At 52.8% G+C, this 17,689-nt stretch carries 13 protein-coding genes and 1 tRNA gene; all 14 read left to right on the top strand.

Annotation, left to right across the window (positions count from 1 at the left end; translation table 11 throughout):
* A partial coding sequence (gene tuf, locus RKA07_RS07455; protein ID WP_310966021.1) for an elongation factor Tu occupies positions 1-1,092 on the top strand: 1,092 nt, incomplete at its 5' end.
* Positions 1,093-1,162: 70 nt separating this feature from the next.
* Positions 1,163-1,238, top strand: a tRNA-Trp gene (locus tag RKA07_RS07460).
* Between the two features lie 34 nt (positions 1,239-1,272).
* Positions 1,273-1,641 (top strand): preprotein translocase subunit SecE, encoded by a 369-nt coding sequence (gene secE / locus RKA07_RS07465; protein WP_200205309.1) that lies wholly within the window; start codon positions 1,273-1,275, stop codon positions 1,639-1,641.
* A gap of 12 nt (positions 1,642-1,653) precedes the next feature.
* Positions 1,654-2,187 carry a transcription termination/antitermination protein NusG gene (gene nusG / locus RKA07_RS07470; RefSeq protein WP_200205307.1) on the top strand — a complete coding sequence of 178 codons (534 nt, stop codon included), beginning with the start codon at positions 1,654-1,656 and terminating at the stop codon, positions 2,185-2,187.
* A 102-nt stretch (positions 2,188-2,289) separates the two neighbouring features.
* Positions 2,290-2,721 (top strand): 50S ribosomal protein L11, encoded by a 432-nt coding sequence (gene rplK / locus RKA07_RS07475; protein ID WP_200205305.1) that lies wholly within the window; start codon positions 2,290-2,292, stop codon positions 2,719-2,721.
* A gap of 1 nt (position 2,722) precedes the next feature.
* The gene (gene rplA, locus RKA07_RS07480) at positions 2,723-3,421 is read left to right on the top strand and encodes a 50S ribosomal protein L1 (protein WP_200205303.1); all 699 of its coding nucleotides are present in this window, start codon (positions 2,723-2,725) and stop codon (positions 3,419-3,421) included.
* A gap of 235 nt (positions 3,422-3,656) precedes the next feature.
* Positions 3,657-4,187: a 50S ribosomal protein L10 gene (gene rplJ, locus RKA07_RS07485; RefSeq protein WP_200205301.1), complete on the top strand. Its 531-nt coding sequence runs from the start codon at positions 3,657-3,659 to the stop codon at positions 4,185-4,187.
* A 39-nt stretch (positions 4,188-4,226) separates the two neighbouring features.
* Entirely contained in the window at positions 4,227-4,604 is a 378-nt protein-coding gene (gene rplL, locus RKA07_RS07490) for a 50S ribosomal protein L7/L12 (protein WP_200205299.1), read from the top strand.
* A 241-nt stretch (positions 4,605-4,845) separates the two neighbouring features.
* On the top strand, positions 4,846-8,922 hold the full coding sequence (gene rpoB / locus RKA07_RS07495) for a DNA-directed RNA polymerase subunit beta (RefSeq protein ID WP_200205297.1): 4,077 nt from the start codon (positions 4,846-4,848) through the stop codon (positions 8,920-8,922).
* Between the two features lie 76 nt (positions 8,923-8,998).
* Positions 8,999-13,213, top strand: coding sequence for a DNA-directed RNA polymerase subunit beta' (gene rpoC / locus RKA07_RS07500; protein WP_200371883.1), 4,215 nt, complete (start codon positions 8,999-9,001; stop codon positions 13,211-13,213).
* Between the two features lie 162 nt (positions 13,214-13,375).
* Positions 13,376-13,750, top strand: a complete 375-nt coding sequence (rpsL, locus tag RKA07_RS07505; protein ID WP_012139854.1) for a 30S ribosomal protein S12 — start codon at positions 13,376-13,378, stop codon at positions 13,748-13,750.
* Between the two features lie 115 nt (positions 13,751-13,865).
* Positions 13,866-14,336 (top strand): 30S ribosomal protein S7, encoded by a 471-nt coding sequence (gene rpsG, locus RKA07_RS07510; RefSeq protein ID WP_200205292.1) that lies wholly within the window; start codon positions 13,866-13,868, stop codon positions 14,334-14,336.
* A gap of 18 nt (positions 14,337-14,354) precedes the next feature.
* Positions 14,355-16,457, top strand: a complete 2,103-nt coding sequence (fusA, locus tag RKA07_RS07515; protein WP_200371884.1) for an elongation factor G — start codon at positions 14,355-14,357, stop codon at positions 16,455-16,457.
* A 35-nt stretch (positions 16,458-16,492) separates the two neighbouring features.
* Positions 16,493-17,689 carry an elongation factor Tu gene (gene tuf / locus RKA07_RS07520; protein WP_310966022.1) on the top strand — a complete coding sequence of 399 codons (1,197 nt, stop codon included), beginning with the start codon at positions 16,493-16,495 and terminating at the stop codon, positions 17,687-17,689.

The raw sequence follows: 17,689 nt of genomic DNA on the forward strand, positions 1-17,689 counted from the left end.
TGTCACGAAGTTTGGGGCACAGGTTCTGCGAGTGCATTCGATCAGATCGATAACGCACCGGAAGAGCGTGCGCGTGGTATTACCATTGCGACCTCTCACGTTGAGTACGATTCTCCTAACCGTCACTACGCACACGTAGACTGCCCGGGCCACGCGGATTATGTGAAGAACATGATCACTGGTGCGGCACAGATGGATGGTGCGATTCTGGTTTGTTCCGCAGCTGACGGCCCTATGCCTCAGACGCGTGAGCACATCCTGCTGTCTCGTCAGGTGGGTGTTCCTTACATCGTTGTGTTCCTGAACAAAGCGGACATGGTTGACGATGAAGAGCTGCTTGAGCTGGTAGAGATGGAAGTTCGCGAGCTGTTGAGCGCGTACGACTTCCCGGGTGACGACACTCCGATCATCACCGGTTCTGCTCTGATGGCTTTGCAGGGCAAAGACGACAACGAAATGGGCACCACCGCGGTCAAGAAGCTGGTAGAAGCTCTGGATGATTACATCCCTGAGCCGGAGCGTGCGATTGATCAGCCGTTCCTGCTGCCGATTGAAGATGTGTTCTCTATCTCCGGTCGTGGTACGGTTGTAACCGGGCGTGTTGAGCGCGGTATCGTCAAGGTTGGTGAGGAAGTTGAGATTGTTGGTATCAAGGATACCGTCAAGACGACTTGTACCGGTGTTGAGATGTTCCGTAAGCTTCTCGACGAAGGTCGTGCGGGCGAGAACGTGGGTGTACTGCTTCGTGGTACCAAGCGTGACGACGTTGAGCGTGGTCAGGTTCTGTGTAAGCCGGGCAGCATCAAGCCGCACACCAAGTTCGAGTGTGAAGTATACGTACTGAGCAAGGATGAGGGTGGTCGTCACACTCCGTTCTTCAAGGGCTACCGTCCTCAGTTCTACTTCCGTACGACTGACGTAACTGGTTCCTGTGAATTGCCGGAAGGCGTGGAAATGGTTATGCCTGGTGACAACGTTCAGATGGAAGTAACGTTGATTGCTCCGATCGCCATGGAAGATGGCCTGCGCTTCGCGATTCGCGAAGGCGGTCGTACCGTTGGTGCCGGCGTAGTCGCCAAGATCATCGAGTAATATATTACCCGAGTACCAAGCGCGCCCTTGTGGCGCGTTTGATAGAAAGTGCACTGAGTAGTTTCGGTGCAGGCCAGTAGCTCAATTGGCAGAGCAGCGGTCTCCAAAACCGCAGGTTGGGGGTTCGATTCCCTCCTGGCCTGCCATTTTTCTAACATCCGGATACATAAGTTGATTCCCATGGAGTCAAAAGCTGTTCAATCAAACAGTCGCTTCGATGTAGTGAAGTGGTTAGTTGTGTTCGTGCTGATCGCCGTTGGTGTTGTCGGTAATCAGTATTTCAGCGCCGAGTCTTTGCTGTATCGGGTTCTGGCTCTTGTTGTACTCGCTATCGTTGCAGCTCTTGTGGCTTTGCAAACGACGCGTGGTCGGCGTTTCGCGACTCTTCTGAAAGAGGCTCGTGTCGAGATCCGGAAGGTGGTATGGCCCACTAGGCCAGAGCTGGTTCAGACCACGATTATTGTTGTGGTTTTTGTGCTGGTTGTGTCTCTGTTGTTGTGGGGTATGGACTCCATAATCAGCTGGCTGGTCGCCGGATTCATAGGTTAACAGGAGTGGGCAATGGCTAAGCGCTGGTACGTGGTTCATGCATATTCTGGCTACGAAAAGCACGTGATGCGCACTCTCATCGAGCGCATAGCGCTTGAGGGTATGGAGGACAGGTTCGGTGAGATCCTGGTTCCTACCGAAGAAGTTGTTGAGATGCGTGATGGGAAGAAGCGCAAAAGTGAGCGCAAGTTTTATCCTGGATACGTTCTCGTGCAAATGGAAATGGATGACGGCACTTGGCACCTTGTAAAGAATACGCCTCGTGTGCTTGGTTTTATCGGTGGAACCAAGGATAAGCCTGCTCCGATTACCGAGCGGGAAGCTGAAGCTATTCTGCGTCGCGTTGAAAGCGGTGCTGACAAGCCCAAGCCGAAGACGTTGTTTGAGCCAGGCGAGGTTGTTCGCGTTATTGAAGGTCCGTTTGCTGACTTCAATGGCGTTGTGGAAGAAGTTGACTACGGCAAGAGTCGGGTCAAGGTTGCTGTTCTGATTTTCGGCCGCTCAACTCCGGTTGAGTTGGAGTTCGGGCAGGTCGAGAAAGACTGATCGGTAGCTTTAAAACCGGAAGGCTCGCGCGCTAAGGCGTCGCGGGCTTTTTGTGTCTGCAACGGGGAGCCGAAAGGCGTTTGAACCCATAGGAGTACTATCATGGCTAAAAAGATAGAAGCATATATCAAGCTTCAGGTTGCTGCCGGTAAGGCCAACCCGAGCCCCCCCGTAGGCCCTGCTCTGGGTCAGCGTGGTGTTAATATCATGGAGTTTTGTAAAGCGTTTAACGCAAAGACCCAGGATATGGAAGCCGGTTTGCCGATTCCTACAGTTATTACTGTTTACAGCGACCGTAGTTTCACATTTGTTACCAAGACCCCGCCCGCACCTGTTCTTCTCAAGAAGGCTGCTGGTGTCAAGAGTGGATCTGGTCGTCCGAATACCGAAAAGGTTGGCAAGGTGACTCGCGAGCAGCTCGAAGAAATTGCCAAGACCAAAGAGCCAGATCTGACTGCTGCCGATATGGATGCAGCGGTTCGCACCATTGCTGGAACTGCCCGCAGCATGGGCCTCACCGTGGAGGGCGTGTAACATGTCTAAAATGAGCAAGCGTCAGAAGCTTATTCGCTCGAAGGTTGAGTCGACGCGTTCTTACTCTGTAGACGAAGCGGTATCACTGCTGGTCGAGTTGGGGCAAAGCGTAAAGTTCAAAGAATCAGTAGACGTTGCAATCAATCTTGGTGTTGACGCACGTAAATCTGACCAGGTTGTTCGTAGCAGCACTGTGTTGCCGCACGGTACAGGTAAAACTGTCCGCGTTGCAGTATTTACTCAGGGTGCAAACGCTGAGAAAGCGACTGCTGCTGGCGCCGACATTGTCGGTATGGATGATCTTGCTGAAGAAGTTAAGAAAGGAAACATGGATTTCGACGTGGTAATTGCCACCCCGGATGCCATGCGTGTTGTTGGTCAGCTCGGTCAGATCCTGGGTCCTCGTGGCCTGATGCCTAACCCGAAAGTAGGTACTGTTACCCCTGACGTTGAGACTGCAGTCAAAAACGCCAAAGCGGGTCAGGTGCGCTACCGCACGGACAAGAATGGTATCATCCATTCGCCGTTAGGTAATGTCGAATTCTCTGCCCAGAACATCAAGGAAAACCTTGAGGCTCTGGTAGCAGATCTGAAAAAGGCCAAGCCGTCCTCGGCGAAAGGTGTGTATCTCAAGAAGATCACTCTCTCGTCAACGATGGGTCCTGGCCTGACTATCGATCAAAGCGGTCTTGATATCTGATCTTTTGATCGGTAGTTACTTTGTAGTCTGGGCGGAAGCCAAGGCTGTCAAAGACCGCAGGCCCCTGAAGTCTTTTGGCTGGAAGGGTTAAAGCAACGCCTGCGCAGACGGTGTGAAGACGTTCTCTCTGAACCCAAACACCGTTAAGGCGCCCATAGGAAGCCTTGTATATCAGGCTTCCAGGGCAATGATGGGTTTGCCGGGAATACCCCTGGCGAAATCGAGGAGAAATCCAGTGGCAATTAGACTCGAAGACAAGAAAGCGATCGTCGCTGAAGTCAACGAGACTGCCGGTGGTGCTCTGTCTGTGGTTCTGGCTGACTACCGTGGTGTCACCTCTGGTGATATGACGGCTCTGCGTGCCAAAGCTCGTGCCGAAAATGTGCGTCTCAAGGTTGTTCGTAACAACCTGGCGAAGATCGCTATTCGTGGCACAGAGTTTGAGTGCATTGATGAGGCTCTGGTCGGCCCTACCATTCTGGCATTCTCAATGGAAGATCCGGGAGCGGCTGCACGCCTGCTTAAGGATTTTGCTAAAGAGAAAGACGCATTCGAGATTAAAGGACTGGCAGTCGGCGGTGAGCTGATGGGCGCAGACCAGATCGATCGTCTTGCCAAGCTGCCAACACGTCACGAAGCGTTGACGATGCTGGCTGCGGTAACACAGGCACCAATCACCAAGCTGGCACGGACACTGAACGAAGTTCCTTCGAAAGTGACTCGCGCCGTTGCGGCAGTTCGAGACCAGAAGCAAGAAGCTGCTTGATTCTGTTGAACACCATATTTATTTTTTTGGGAGAAAGTCATGGCTCTGTCTAAAGACGATATTTTGAATGCAATTGCAGAAATGAGCGTAATGGATGTTGTTGCGCTGGTTGAAGCAATGGAAGAGAAGTTCGGCGTATCTGCCGCTGCTGCTGTTGCTGCTGCACCTGCAGCTGCTGGTGGCGACGCTGCCGCTGCTGAAGAGCAGACTGAGTTTGATATTGTTCTGACTGGCGTTGGCGAGAAGAAAGTTAACGTTATCAAGGCTGTTCGTGAACTGACCGGTCTGGGTCTGAAAGAAGCTAAAGAACTGGTTGACGGCGCGCCTTCCACTATCAAGGAAGCAGCGAGCAAGGCTGACGCAGAAGAAGCTAAAAAGAAGCTTGAGGAAGCAGGCGCTTCTGTTGAGCTTAAGTAAGGGTCGGCTGTTGATCGAAACTGCGCTTTAAGCGCAGACAGGCTGGTGGCTTTGTGCCACCGGCCTTTTTCTGTTGTATATGCTATAGAGTCTGGTACTCGGATGCAGGTTTGTTTGGATCTGCAAACGTTTGCCAGGGTCTTCGTTCAAGACGGCGCGATAAGCCGAGCAATTCGGCCCCGAAGCAGAACATTGGTTGCTTCTTGATACCAGGTATCAGGTCTAAAGCTGGGGAATGCAGATGACTTACTCCTACACTGAAAAAAAGCGGATTCGCAAAGATTTTAGTAAATTGCCTTCCGTGATGGATGTCCCCTATTTGCTGTCTATTCAGCTGGATTCATTTCGGGACTTCCTGCAAATGGAAGCCGCACCTGGAGATCGTCGGGAAACCGGTCTTCATGCAGCATTCAAATCCGTATTCCCGATTGCCAGCTATTCTGGCAATGCAGCACTCGAATATGTGAGCTACCGCATTGGTGAGCCTGTATTCGATGTTAAGGAATGCCAGCTTAGGGGCGTAACATACGCGGCGCCGCTGAGAGTGAAAGTTCGCCTTATCATTTATGATAAGGAATCGTCCAACAAGGCGATCAAGGACATCAAAGAACAGGAAGTCTACATGGGCGAAATGCCCTTGATGACTGAAAATGGTACCTTCGTTATCAACGGTACTGAGCGTGTTATCGTTTCCCAGCTCCACCGCTCTCCCGGTGTGTTCTTTGACCATGACAAAGGTAAAACCCATTCATCCGGCAAGCTGCTTTATTCAGCCCGGGTGATTCCTTACCGTGGTTCCTGGCTCGATTTCGAATTCGATCCAAAGGACGCTGTTTTCGTTCGGATTGACCGTCGACGCAAATTGCCGGCTTCAATCCTATTGCGCTCGCTTGGTTATACGTCTGAGCAAATGCTCGCGATGTTCTTTGATACCAGCAAGTTCACTCTGGGCGCTGAAACATGCAAGCTGGAGTTGGTGCCAAGCCGCCTTCGTGGTGATATCGCGACTTTTGATATCAAGGACAACGACGGCAAGCTGATTGTTGAAGAAGGTCGCCGTATAACGGCGCGCCACATCAAGCAGCTGGAAAAAGCAGGCATTAATGAACTTGAGGTTCCCACTGAGTATCTGTACGGCCGTGTTCTGGCCAAGGATATGATCGATAAGGCCAGTGGTGAAGTGCTGGTTGAGTGTAATACTGAGCTCAGTGAAGAAGTTGTTGCCAAGATTCTCGATGCTGGCGTCACTGAGATCGAGACTCTTTATACCAACGACCTGGATTGCGGTCCGTTTATGTCCGATACCCTGCGTATCGACCCGACCCGCAGCCCATTGGAAGCTTTGGTGGAAATTTACCGGATGATGCGTCCCGGGGAGCCACCCACCAAAGATTCGGCAGAGAATCTGTTCAATAACCTCTTCTTCTCCGAAGAGCGTTATGACCTGTCTGCCGTTGGCCGGATGAAGCTCAACCGTCGTCTGCGCCGCGAAGAAAGCACAGGCGAAGGTACGCTGACTCACGAAGACATCATTGATGTCCTTAAGACTCTGATCGATATCCGTAACGGTCAGGGCACAGTTGACGATATTGATAACCTGGGTAACCGTCGCGTGCGTTGTGTCGGTGAAATGGCAGAGAACCAGTTCCGCGTTGGTCTCGTTCGTGTAGAGCGTGCGGTTCGTGAGCGCCTGAGCCTTGCAGAAAGCGAAGGCTTGATGCCGCAGGATCTGATCAACGCCAAGCCGGTTGCAGCGGCAGTTAAGGAGTTCTTTGGCTCAAGCCAGCTGTCCCAGTTTATGGATCAGAACAACCCGCTGTCTGAAGTGACTCACAAGCGCCGTATCTCGGCTCTTGGGCCTGGCGGTCTGACTCGTGAGCGTGCAGGCTTTGAGGTTCGAGACGTACACCCGACCCACTATGGCCGAGTGTGTCCGATCGAGACCCCGGAGGGTCCAAACATTGGACTGATCAACTCCTTGGCAACATATGCTCGTGCCAACTCTTATGGCTTCCTTGAGAGCCCATACAGAAAGGTTATTGACGGCGTAGTGACCGATGAGCTGGTTTACCTGTCAGCTATCGAAGAGAGCAACTACGTTATCGCTCAGGCCAGTGCGGCTATGGACGAAGGCAAACGCCTGCAGGATGAACTGGTAACTGTACGTCACCAGAACGAAACTACGGTTATGCCTCCTGAAAGCGTTAACTTCATGGACGTGTCTCCACGCCAGGTTGTTTCTGTTGCTGCTTCGTTAATTCCGTTCCTTGAACACGATGATGCTAACCGTGCCTTGATGGGTGCGAACATGCAGCGACAGGCTGTTCCGACACTGCGTTCGCAGGTGCCTCTGGTAGGTACTGGCGTTGAGCGTACCGTTGCTCAGGACTCTGGTGTTTGTGTGACGGCACGTCGTGGGGGTGTCATCGAGAGTGTCGATGCGGCCCGTATCGTGGTGCGTGTGAACAACGAAGAGACCGAAGCTGGTGATGCCGGTGTGGATATTTATAACCTCACCAAGTACACCCGCTCGAACCAGAACACCTGTATTAATCAGCGTTCAATTGTTCGCCAGGGTGATGAAGTTGCCCGTGGTGACGTGTTGGCAGACGGACCTTCCGTCGATCTTGGTGAGCTGGCTCTGGGGCAAAACATGCGCATCGCATTTATGCCCTGGAATGGTTACAACTTTGAGGATTCCATCCTTATCTCCGAGAAAGTGGTTCAGGAAGACCGCCTGACCACCATCCACATCCAGGAATTGACCTGTGTGGCTCGCGATACAAAGCTGGGTAGCGAAGAAATCACTGCGGACATTCCAAACGTTGGTGAAAGCGCGCTGTCCAAGTTGGATGAGTCCGGTATTGTTTACATTGGTGCTGAGGTAGGTGCCGGCGATATCCTGGTAGGCAAGGTAACACCGAAAGGTGAGACTCAGCTGACTCCAGAGGAAAAACTGCTGAGGGCTATCTTTGGTGAGAAGGCGTCTGATGTAAAAGACACCTCCTCCCGTGTGCCAACAGGCACCCGCGGTACTGTAATCGATGTGCAGGTCTTTACCCGCGATGGCATCGAGAAAGATCAGCGTGCTCAGTCTATTGAGAAAGAGCAGCTGAACCAGTACCGCAAAGACCTGAAAGACGAGTACCGAATTGTAGAGGGTGCCACTTTCGAGCGTTTGCTGAATGCACTGAAGGGACAGCAAGTCATCAGTGGTCCTGGCCTGAAGAAAGGTGCAACCCTCGACGAGGGATACCTGACTGAGTTGCCACGCTCAGACTGGTTCAAGCTGCGTATGCAGGATGAGAGCCTGAATGAGCTTCTCGAGAAGTCCGAGCAGGGCCTTGAAGAGCGCGTTAAAGAGCACGAGGCGCGCTTTGACGACAAGAAGGGCAAGCTTCAACAGGGCGATGATCTGGCTCCGGGCGTGCTGAAAATCGTCAAGGTTTACCTTGCGATCAAGCGTCGTATCCAGCCAGGTGACAAGATGGCCGGTCGTCACGGTAACAAAGGTGTTATCTCGGCAGTTATGCCGATTGAAGACATGCCTTACGACGAGTTCGGCAATACCGTTGATATCGTGCTGAACCCGCTGGGTGTTCCTTCGCGGATGAACGTCGGACAGGTGCTTGAGACCCACTTGGGAGCTGCGGCCAAAGGCTTGGGTGAGCGCATCAGCAAAATGCTGGATGAGCAGCGCAAGGTGGCCGAGCTGCGCAAGCTTCTTGATCAGATCTACAACCACTCTGATGAAGTGTTCAAGGTGGACCTGGACTCTTTGACTGACAAAGAAATCCTTGAAATGTGCCATAACCTGCGTGGCGGTGTTCCTATGGCTACGCCGGTTTTTGATGGCGCCGAGGAATTTGAAGTCAAGCACATGCTTGAATTGGCGGGTTTAAGTACTACTGGTCAGACCAAGCTGTACGATGGTCGTACAGGAGACGCCTTCGATCGCCCGGTGACAGTAGGGTATATGTATATCCTCAAGCTCAACCACCTGATCGATGACAAGATGCACGCCCGTTCCACCGGTTCCTATAGCCTGGTTACCCAACAGCCGTTGGGTGGTAAGGCTCAGTTCGGTGGTCAGCGTTTCGGTGAGATGGAAGTGTGGGCCCTCGAGGCTTACGGTGCAGCGTATACGCTGCAGGAAATGCTTACCGTTAAGTCTGATGACGTGAACGGTCGGACCAAGATGTACAAGAATATTGTCGATGGTGACCATCGGATGGAGCCCGGCATGCCGGAGTCCTTCAACGTTCTTGTCAAGGAGATCCGTTCGCTGGGTATCGACATCGAGCTGGAATCTGAGTGAGCCGAATTGTTTTTGGCAGCGTGAGCGGGCACTTGGTGTGCCCGCCCGAGATTAACGCCATCCGGAGCTTTTACTGATGAAAGATTTGCTGAATCTTCTCAAGAGCCAGAACCAAAGCAAGGAATTTGATGCTATCCGTATTGGGTTGGCATCACCGGAAATGATCCGGTCCTGGTCCTTTGGTGAAGTTAAGAAGCCTGAGACCATCAACTACCGTACGTTCAAGCCTGAGCGTGACGGTCTTTTTTGTGCCAAAATTTTCGGCCCGATCAAGGACTATGAGTGTCTGTGCGGCAAATACAAACGCCTCAAGCATCGCGGAGTTATCTGCGAGAAATGTGGTGTTGAAGTTGCGCTGGCAAGCGTACGTCGTGAGCGCATGGCCCATATCGAGTTGGCCAGCCCGGTCGCTCATATATGGTTCCTGAAGTCACTTCCGTCCCGTATCGGCCTGATGCTGGACATGACACTGCGTGATATCGAGCGTGTACTTTACTTTGAGTCGTTTATTGTAATCGACCCGGGTATGACCACGCTTGAGCGCGGACAACTGCTGAACGATGAGCAGTACTACGAAGCACTCGAAGAGTTTGGTGACGAGTTTGATGCCCGCATGGGTGCTGAAGCCGTTAAAGAGCTGCTCGAAGGGATTGATCTTCAGGAGCAGGTTGACGCACTGCGGGAAGAAATACCCCAGACGAACTCCGAAACCAAGATCAAAAAGTTCAACAAGCGCCTGAAAATTCTTGAGGCCTTTTTGTACTCCGGCAACAAGCCGGGCGACATGGTAATGACAGTGTTGCCGGTTCTTCCGCCTGACTTGCGCCCGCTGGTGCCGCTTGATGGTGGTCGTTTTGCAACATCAGATCTTAACGACTTGTATCGCCGGGTAATCAACCGCAACAACCGTCTCAAGCGACTGCTTGAGCTGAATGCTCCTGACATCATCGTGCGTAACGAAAAGCGCATGCTACAGGAAGCGGTTGATGCGCTGCTGGACAACGGTCGCCGCGGTCGTGCCATTACCGGCACAAACAAGCGCCCGCTCAAGTCCCTTGCTGACATGATCAAGGGTAAGCAGGGTCGGTTCCGTCAGAACCTGCTGGGTAAGCGAGTAGACTATTCTGGCCGTTCGGTAATTGTTGTTGGTCCTTCTCTACGCCTGCATCAGTGCGGTCTACCAAAGAAAATGGCGTTGGAGCTGTTCAAGCCGTTCATTTTCTCCAAACTTGAGCATCGTGGTCTGGCCACAACGATCAAAGCTGCCAAGAAGATGGTTGAGCGCGAAGAAGGCGTTGTTTGGGATATCCTGGACGAAGTTATTCGTCAGCACCCGATCATGCTTAACCGTGCTCCAACTCTGCACCGCTTGGGTATTCAGGCATTTGAGCCGGTACTGATCGAGGGTAAGGCAATTCAGTTGCACCCCTTGGTTTGTGCCGCCTATAACGCCGACTTCGACGGTGATCAGATGGCGGTACACGTACCGTTGACGCTGGAAGCGCAGTTGGAAGCTCGTGCGCTGATGATGTCTACCAACAACATCCTGTCGCCCGCGAACGGTGAGCCTATCATTGTTCCGTCCCAGGACGTGGTACTTGGGCTCTATTACATGACCCGTGAGCGCAAAAGTGCGCTCGGTGAGGGCATGGTCTTTGCGGACATCAAAGAAGCTCATCGTGCCTACGGCGCTGGCAAAGTTGATCTGCAGGCCATGGTTAAGGTGCGTGTGAAGGAAGTTGCCATTCTTGAGGGTGGCGAGCGCACTGAAGAATACAAGATCGTGGACACTACGGTTGGTCGCGCACTTCTGTTTGATATTGTTCCTGACGGCCTTTCTTACGACCTGGTGAATAAGCCCATGGTCAAGAAGGCGATCTCGAACCTGATCAACACCTGTTACCGGGATGCCGGTTTGAAAGAAACAGTTATCTTCGCAGATCAGCTCATGTACATGGGTTATCACTACGCGACGGTTTCTGGTATTTCGATCGGTTTCAACGACTTCGAAATTCCGCCAGAGAAGTATGAGCTGGTCGATGCCGCCTCTGATGAAGTGAAGGATATTGAAAACCAGTACGCTTCAGGTCTGCTTACGCAGGGTGAGAAGTACAACAAGGTTATCGATATCTGGTCGCGCGCTAACGACAAGGTCTCCAAGGCCATGATGCAGCGACTCTCCAAAGAGAAAGTTATCGGCCCTGACGGCAATCCCGTTAAAGGCGAAGATGGCGAAGACCTGATGCAGGAGTCTTTCAACTCCGTCTACATGATGGCGGACTCCGGCGCTCGAGGCTCTGCAGCCCAGATTCGTCAGCTCGCTGGTATGCGTGGTTTGATGGCAAAGCCGGATGGCTCGATCATTGAAACGCCAATCACCGCGAACTTCCGTGAAGGCCTGAACGTACTTCAGTACTTTATCTCGACTCACGGTGCTCGTAAGGGTCTGGCGGATACGGCACTGAAAACGGCCAACTCCGGTTATCTGACTCGCCGCCTGGTTGACGTCTCACAGGATCTCGTTGTTACCGAAGAGGATTGCGGTACAGAAGAAGGTCTGTTGATGACGCCGCACATCGAAGGCGGTGACGTAGTTGTACCTCTGGGTGATCGTGTACTGGGTCGTGTTACTGCCCGGGATACCTTCACTCCTACCGATAAGGACAACGCCGTAGTTGCAGCCGGCACTTTGCTGGACGAGAAGACGATTGAAGAGCTCGAAGGCGCTGGTGTGGATGAGGTCTGGGTTCGCTCTGCGATTACCTGTGAAACTCGCCACGGCATTTGCTCCAAGTGCTATGGTCGCGATCTGGCACGTGGTCACCGCGTTAACGTTGGTGAGGCAGTGGGTGTTATTGCTGCCCAGTCTATCGGAGAGCCGGGAACCCAGCTTACGATGCGTACCTTCCACATCGGTGGTGCGGCCAGTCGGGCATCAGCAGTAGATAATGTCCAGGTAAAGCATGGCGGTACTGTTCGCCTGCATAACCTGAAGTCTCTCCAGAGGTCAGATGGTTCGCTGGTAGTTATATCCCGTTCATCTGCTTTGGCAATTGCTGATGACCAAGGGCGTGAGCGGGAGTGGTACAAGCTTCCATACGGCGCTGTATTGTCAGTGAAGAGCGGTGATGAAGTTGAGGCGGGTGTAGTGGTTGCCAAGTGGGATCCACATACTCACCCAATCATCGCGGAAGCAGAAGGTATTGCCAAGTTCGTCAACATGGACCAGGGCATTACCGTGCGTACCCAGACAGATGAGCTCACCGGCTTGTCGACGATGGAAATCATCGATCCGAAGGAGCGTCCAGCTGCGGGTAAAGATATTCGCCCGGCCATTCAGATGGTTGATGAAGCGGGTAATGACGTTGATCTGCCCACAGGTGGCGCAGCGATCTTCTTCATGCCAGCAAATGCCCTGGTAACCATGGCGAATGGCGCACGTATCGAACTGGGTGATGTGGTAGCACGTATTCCACAGGCAAGCTCGAAAACTCGCGACATCACCGGTGGTCTGCCACGGGTTGCTGACCTGTTCGAAGCGCGTCGTCCCAAGGAATCGTCTATTCTTGCCGAGATCAGTGGCGTAGTGTCGTTCGGTAAAGAGACCAAGGGCAAAAAGCGCCTGGTGCTGACTCCGAAAGATGCAGACCCATACGAAGTGCTGATCCCGAAGCATCGTCAGATGAACGTTTTCGAAGGCGAAACCGTTGAGAAAGGCGAAGTGATTTCAGATGGGCCGTCTAACCCGCACGACATTTTGCGTCTGCTGGGCGTGGTTGAGTTGGCGAGATACATCACCAACGAGATCCAGGACGTATATCGCCTCCAGGGTGTTGTCATCAACGATAAACACATTGAGGTTATCGTCCGTCAGATGCTGCGTAAGGTTGAAGTTACCGATCCGGGTGATACCACCCTGATGTCCGGTGATCAGCTTGAGATCACAAGGCTTCTGGAAGAAAACGAAAAGGCGATTGCGGCTGATAAAGAGCCAGCAAGATTTGAGCGTTTGTTGCTGGGTATCACCAAGGCATCTCTTGCAACAGAATCGTTCATCTCTGCAGCTTCGTTCCAGGAAACAACCCGGGTACTCACCGAAGGTGCGGTAACTGGCAAGCGTGATTTCCTGCGCGGCCTGAAAGAAAACGTCGTTGTCGGTCGACTGATTCCCGCAGGAACCGGTTTGGCTTATCACGCAGAGCGTCGCCGCAAGCGTGAACTGGAACAGCAGGGCGTTACAGCGGCTGATGTTGAAGAGGCTCTGAGCGCAGAGCTTAACCGCGGAGGTTAAGTTTGGTGCGCCGCCTCCGTGTAGATACTTATGCGGGGGTGGTTAAAAAGAGAACAGTCATCTTGACTGTCCGGGGGCGCAGGCTTAAACTTGCGTCCCTTAAATTTTACCCCCTTCACTGGGGGTAAGTTTCATTGATATGGTTTTTTGGAGTTTGCTTACATGGCAACGATTAATCAGTTGGTGCGTAAGCCTCGTAAGCGCAAGGTAGCCAAGAGCGACGTTCCTGCTCTTCAGGCCTGTCCTCAGCGCCGTGGTGTTTGCACTCGTGTTTACACCACAACGCCGAAGAAGCCGAACTCAGCACTGCGTAAAGTGTGCCGTGTTCGTCTGACCAACGGCTTCGAGGTTTCCTCATACATTGGTGGTGAAGGTCACAACCTTCAGGAGCACAGTGTTGTGCTGATCCGTGGCGGTCGAGTAAAAGACCTTCCGGGTGTGCGCTATCACACTGTTCGCGGAACACTGGACACCCAGGGTGTACAGAACCGTAAGCAGGGTCGCTCCAAGTACGGTGCAAAACGACCCAAGTCGTAATGTGCCGAAAGAGTGTCTTTTATCGTTGCTTGTCAGAACGGTAAGAGTAAGGCTGAGTAGCCGTCGGCTATCTCAGGGGTTCCTGAAGACCTTTTAATTAGATAAGGGCTTATCGATGCCTAGAAGAAGAGTTGCAGCAAAACGGGAAATAATCCCGGATCCCAAGTTCGGTAGTGCGCGTCTTGCCAAGTTCATCAACCACGTGATGGAAAGCGGTAAGAAAGCGGTTGCAGAGCGCATTGTTTATGGCGCCCTGACAATTGTTGCCGAGAAGTCCAAAGAAGAGCCGATCGAAATGTTCGAGAAGGCCCTGGAAAACATCCAGCCGATGGTTGAGGTTAAGTCCCGTCGTGTCGGTGGTGCTACTTACCAGGTGCCTGTAGAAGTACGGCCTTCCCGTCAGAACGCGCTGGCAATGCGCTGGCTCGTAGAGTTTTCACGGAAGCGCGGCGAGAAATCCATGGCCCAGCGTCTGGCAGGTGAGATTCTTGATGCGGCTGACAGCAAAGGTGCTGCTGTCAAGAAGCGTGAAGATGTTCACCGTATGGCAGATGCCAACAAAGCCTTCTCTCACTTCCGTTTCTAAACAGCCGAGGTTTATACAGTGGCACGCAAAACTCCGATTAAACGTTACAGAAACATTGGTATCTGTGCGCACGTTGATGCGGGCAAAACCACAACGACCGAGCGTATTCTTTACTATACGGGTCGTAGCCATAAGATGGGCGAGACCCATGATGGCGCGTCCACCACTGACTGGATGGAGCAAGAGCAGGAGCGTGGTATAACCATCACCTCTGCCGCTGTTACTACATTTTGGCAGGGTATGGATAAGCAGTTTGATGAGCACCGTATCAACGTGATTGATACCCCGGGGCACGTAGACTTCACTATCGAAGTTGAGCGTTCCCTGCGGGTTCTCGATGGTGCTGTGGTTGTATTCTGCGGGTCCTCCGGTGTTGAGCCGCAGTCTGAGACCGTATGGCGTCAGGCTAACAAGTACGAAGTCCCTCGCATGGTGTTCGTCAACAAGATGGACCGTGCTGGTGCTGACTTCCTGCGCGTGGTTGAGCAGATCAAGACCCGTCTGGGCGCAACGCCAGTGGCTCTTCAGTTGCCTATTGGCTCTGAAGATCAGTTTGCCGGTGTTGTCGATCTGCTTCGCGGTAAAGCGATTTACTGGAGTGATGACGACTTGGGGATGACTTACCGCGAGGATGAAATTCCTGCGGATATGGTCGACGAAGTAGCCAAGTACCGTGAGGCTCTGGTCGAAGCAGCGGCTGAGGCCAACGAAGAATTTATGGAGCGGTATCTCGAAGGCGGCGAATTGTCCGTAGAAGAGATTAAAGCCGGTTTGCGTGCTCGTACTCTATCTAACGAGATCGTGCTGGCTTGCTGTGGCTCCGCGTTCAAGAACAAGGGTGTGCCTGCAGTTCTTGATGCTGTTATCGAGTATTTGCCGGCTCCGGACGAAGTTAAAGCCATTCGCGGTGAAATCGACGACGAAGGCACCGAGGATACGCGTCCAGTTGACGACAATGCTCCGTTTGCAGCGTTGGCGTTCAAGATTGCTACGGATCCGTTCGTTGGTTCTTTGACCTTCTTCCGGGTTTACTCCGGCAGGCTCGAATCCGGTAACTCCGTATTCAACTCTGTTAAAGGTAAAAGAGAGCGTGTGGGCCGAATGGTTCAAATGCACGCTAACGACCGGGAAGAGATCAAGGAAGTTCTGGCCGGCGATATCGCAGCTGCGATCGGTTTGAAGAACGTCACTACTGGTGACACCTTGTGTGACGAGAACCACAAGATCATCCTTGAGCGGATGGATTTCCCTGAGCCGGTAATCTCGGTAGCTGTGGAGCCCAAGTCCAAGGCAGATCAGGAGAAGATGGGTGTGGCTCTGGGCAAACTGGCCCAGGAAGACCCTTCTTTCCGTGTGCGTACTGACGAAGAAAGTGGCCAGACCATTATTTCTGGAATGGGCGAGCTGCACCTCGATATCCTCGTAGACCGTATGCGTCGAGAGTTTAAGGTTGAGGCGAATATCGGTAAGCCGCAAGTCGCGTACCGTGAATGCATTCGTAAGTCGGTAGATGTCGAAGGTAAGTTTGTTCGCCAGTCAGGTGGTCGTGGTCAGTACGGTCACGTAAAGGTCAGGATTGACCCGCTGCCACTTGAAGAGGGCGCTGAGAACTTTATCTTCGTGAACGAGATCGTCGGTGGTGCAGTTCCCAAGGAATATGTGCCAGCGGTTCAGCAGGGTATCTCGGAGCAGATGCAAAACGGCTGTCTGGCCGGCTATCCGCTGCTGGGTATCAAGGCAACCTTGTACGATGGTTCATACCACGATGTGGACTCCAACGAAATGGCGTTCAAAATCGCGGGTTCCATGGCAATGAAGAAGGGTGCCCTGGAAGCGAACCCGGCTCTGCTTGAGCCGATGATGAAAGTCGAGGTTGTAACACCTGAAGACTATATGGGTGACGTGGTAGGTGATTTGAACCGCCGCCGAGGCCTGATTCAGGGTATGGATGACGGTGTTGCGGGCAAGATTGTTCGCGCCGAGGTTCCGTTGTCGGAAATGTTTGGTTATGCCACGGATTTGCGCTCTGCTACTCAGGGTCGCGCGTCCTACGCAATGGAGTTTTCGCGGTATGCGGAAGCCCCGAACAACATAGCCGAAGCAATCATTAAAAAGGGTTGATACCCAGGACTTAAGAAACAGGAAGAGGTGTAACTGTGTCTAAATCTAAATTTGAGCGTATTAAGCCACACCTTAACGTGGGCACTATTGGTCACGTTGACCATGGTAAGACGACTCTGACCGCTGCTCTGACTCGTGTATGTCACGAAGTTTGGGGCACAGGTTCTGCGAGTGCATTCGATCAGATCGATAACGCACCGGAAGAGCGTGCGCGTGGTATTACCATTGCGACCTCTCACGTTGAGTACGATTCTCCTAACCGTCACTACGCACACGTAGACTGCCCGGGCCACGCGGATTATGTGAAGAACATGATCACTGGTGCGGCACAGATGGATGGTGCGATTCTGGTTTGTTCCGCAGCTGACGGCCCTATGCCTCAGACGCGTGAGCACATCCTGCTGTCTCGTCAGGTGGGTGTTCCTTACATCGTTGTGTTCCTGAACAAAGCGGACATGGTTGACGATGAAGAGCTGCTTGAGCTGGTAGAGATGGAAGTTCGCGAGCTGTTGAGCGCGTACGACTTCCCGGGTGACGACACTCCGATCATCACCGGTTCTGCTCTGATGGCTTTGCAGGGCAAAGACGACAACGAAATGGGCACCACCGCGGTCAAGAAGCTGGTAGAAGCTCTGGATGATTACATCCCTGAGCCGGAGCGTGCGATTGATCAGCCGTTCCTGCTGCCGATTGAAGATGTGTTCTCTATCTCCGGTCGTGGTACGGTTGTAACCGGGCGTGTTGAGCGCGGTATCGTCAAGGTTGGTGAGGAAGTTGAGATTGTTGGTATCAAGGATACCGTCAAGACGACTTGTACCGGTGTTGAGATGTTCCGTAAGCTTCTCGACGAAGGTCGTGCGGGCGAGAACGTGGGTGTACTGCTTCGTGGTACCAAGCGTGACGACGTTGAGCGTGGTCAGGTTCTGTGTAAGCCGGGCAGCATCAAGCCGCACACCAAGTTCGAGTGTGAAGTATACGTACTGAGCAAGGATGAGGGTGGTCGTCACACTCCGTTCTTCAAGGGCTACCGTCCTCAGTTCTACTTCCGTACGACTGACGTAACTGGTTCCTGTGAATTGCCGGAAGGCGTGGAAATGGTTATGCCTGGTGACAACGTTCAGATGGAAGTAACGTTGATTGCTCCGATCGCCATGGAAGATGGCCTGCGCTTCGCGATTCGCGAAGGCGGTCGTACCGTTGGTGCCGGCGTAGTCGCCAAGATCATCGAGTAA

The sequence above is a fragment of the Marinobacter xiaoshiensis genome, from assembly GCF_031631795.1.
Taxonomy (GTDB): domain Bacteria; phylum Pseudomonadota; class Gammaproteobacteria; order Pseudomonadales; family Oleiphilaceae; genus Marinobacter; species Marinobacter xiaoshiensis.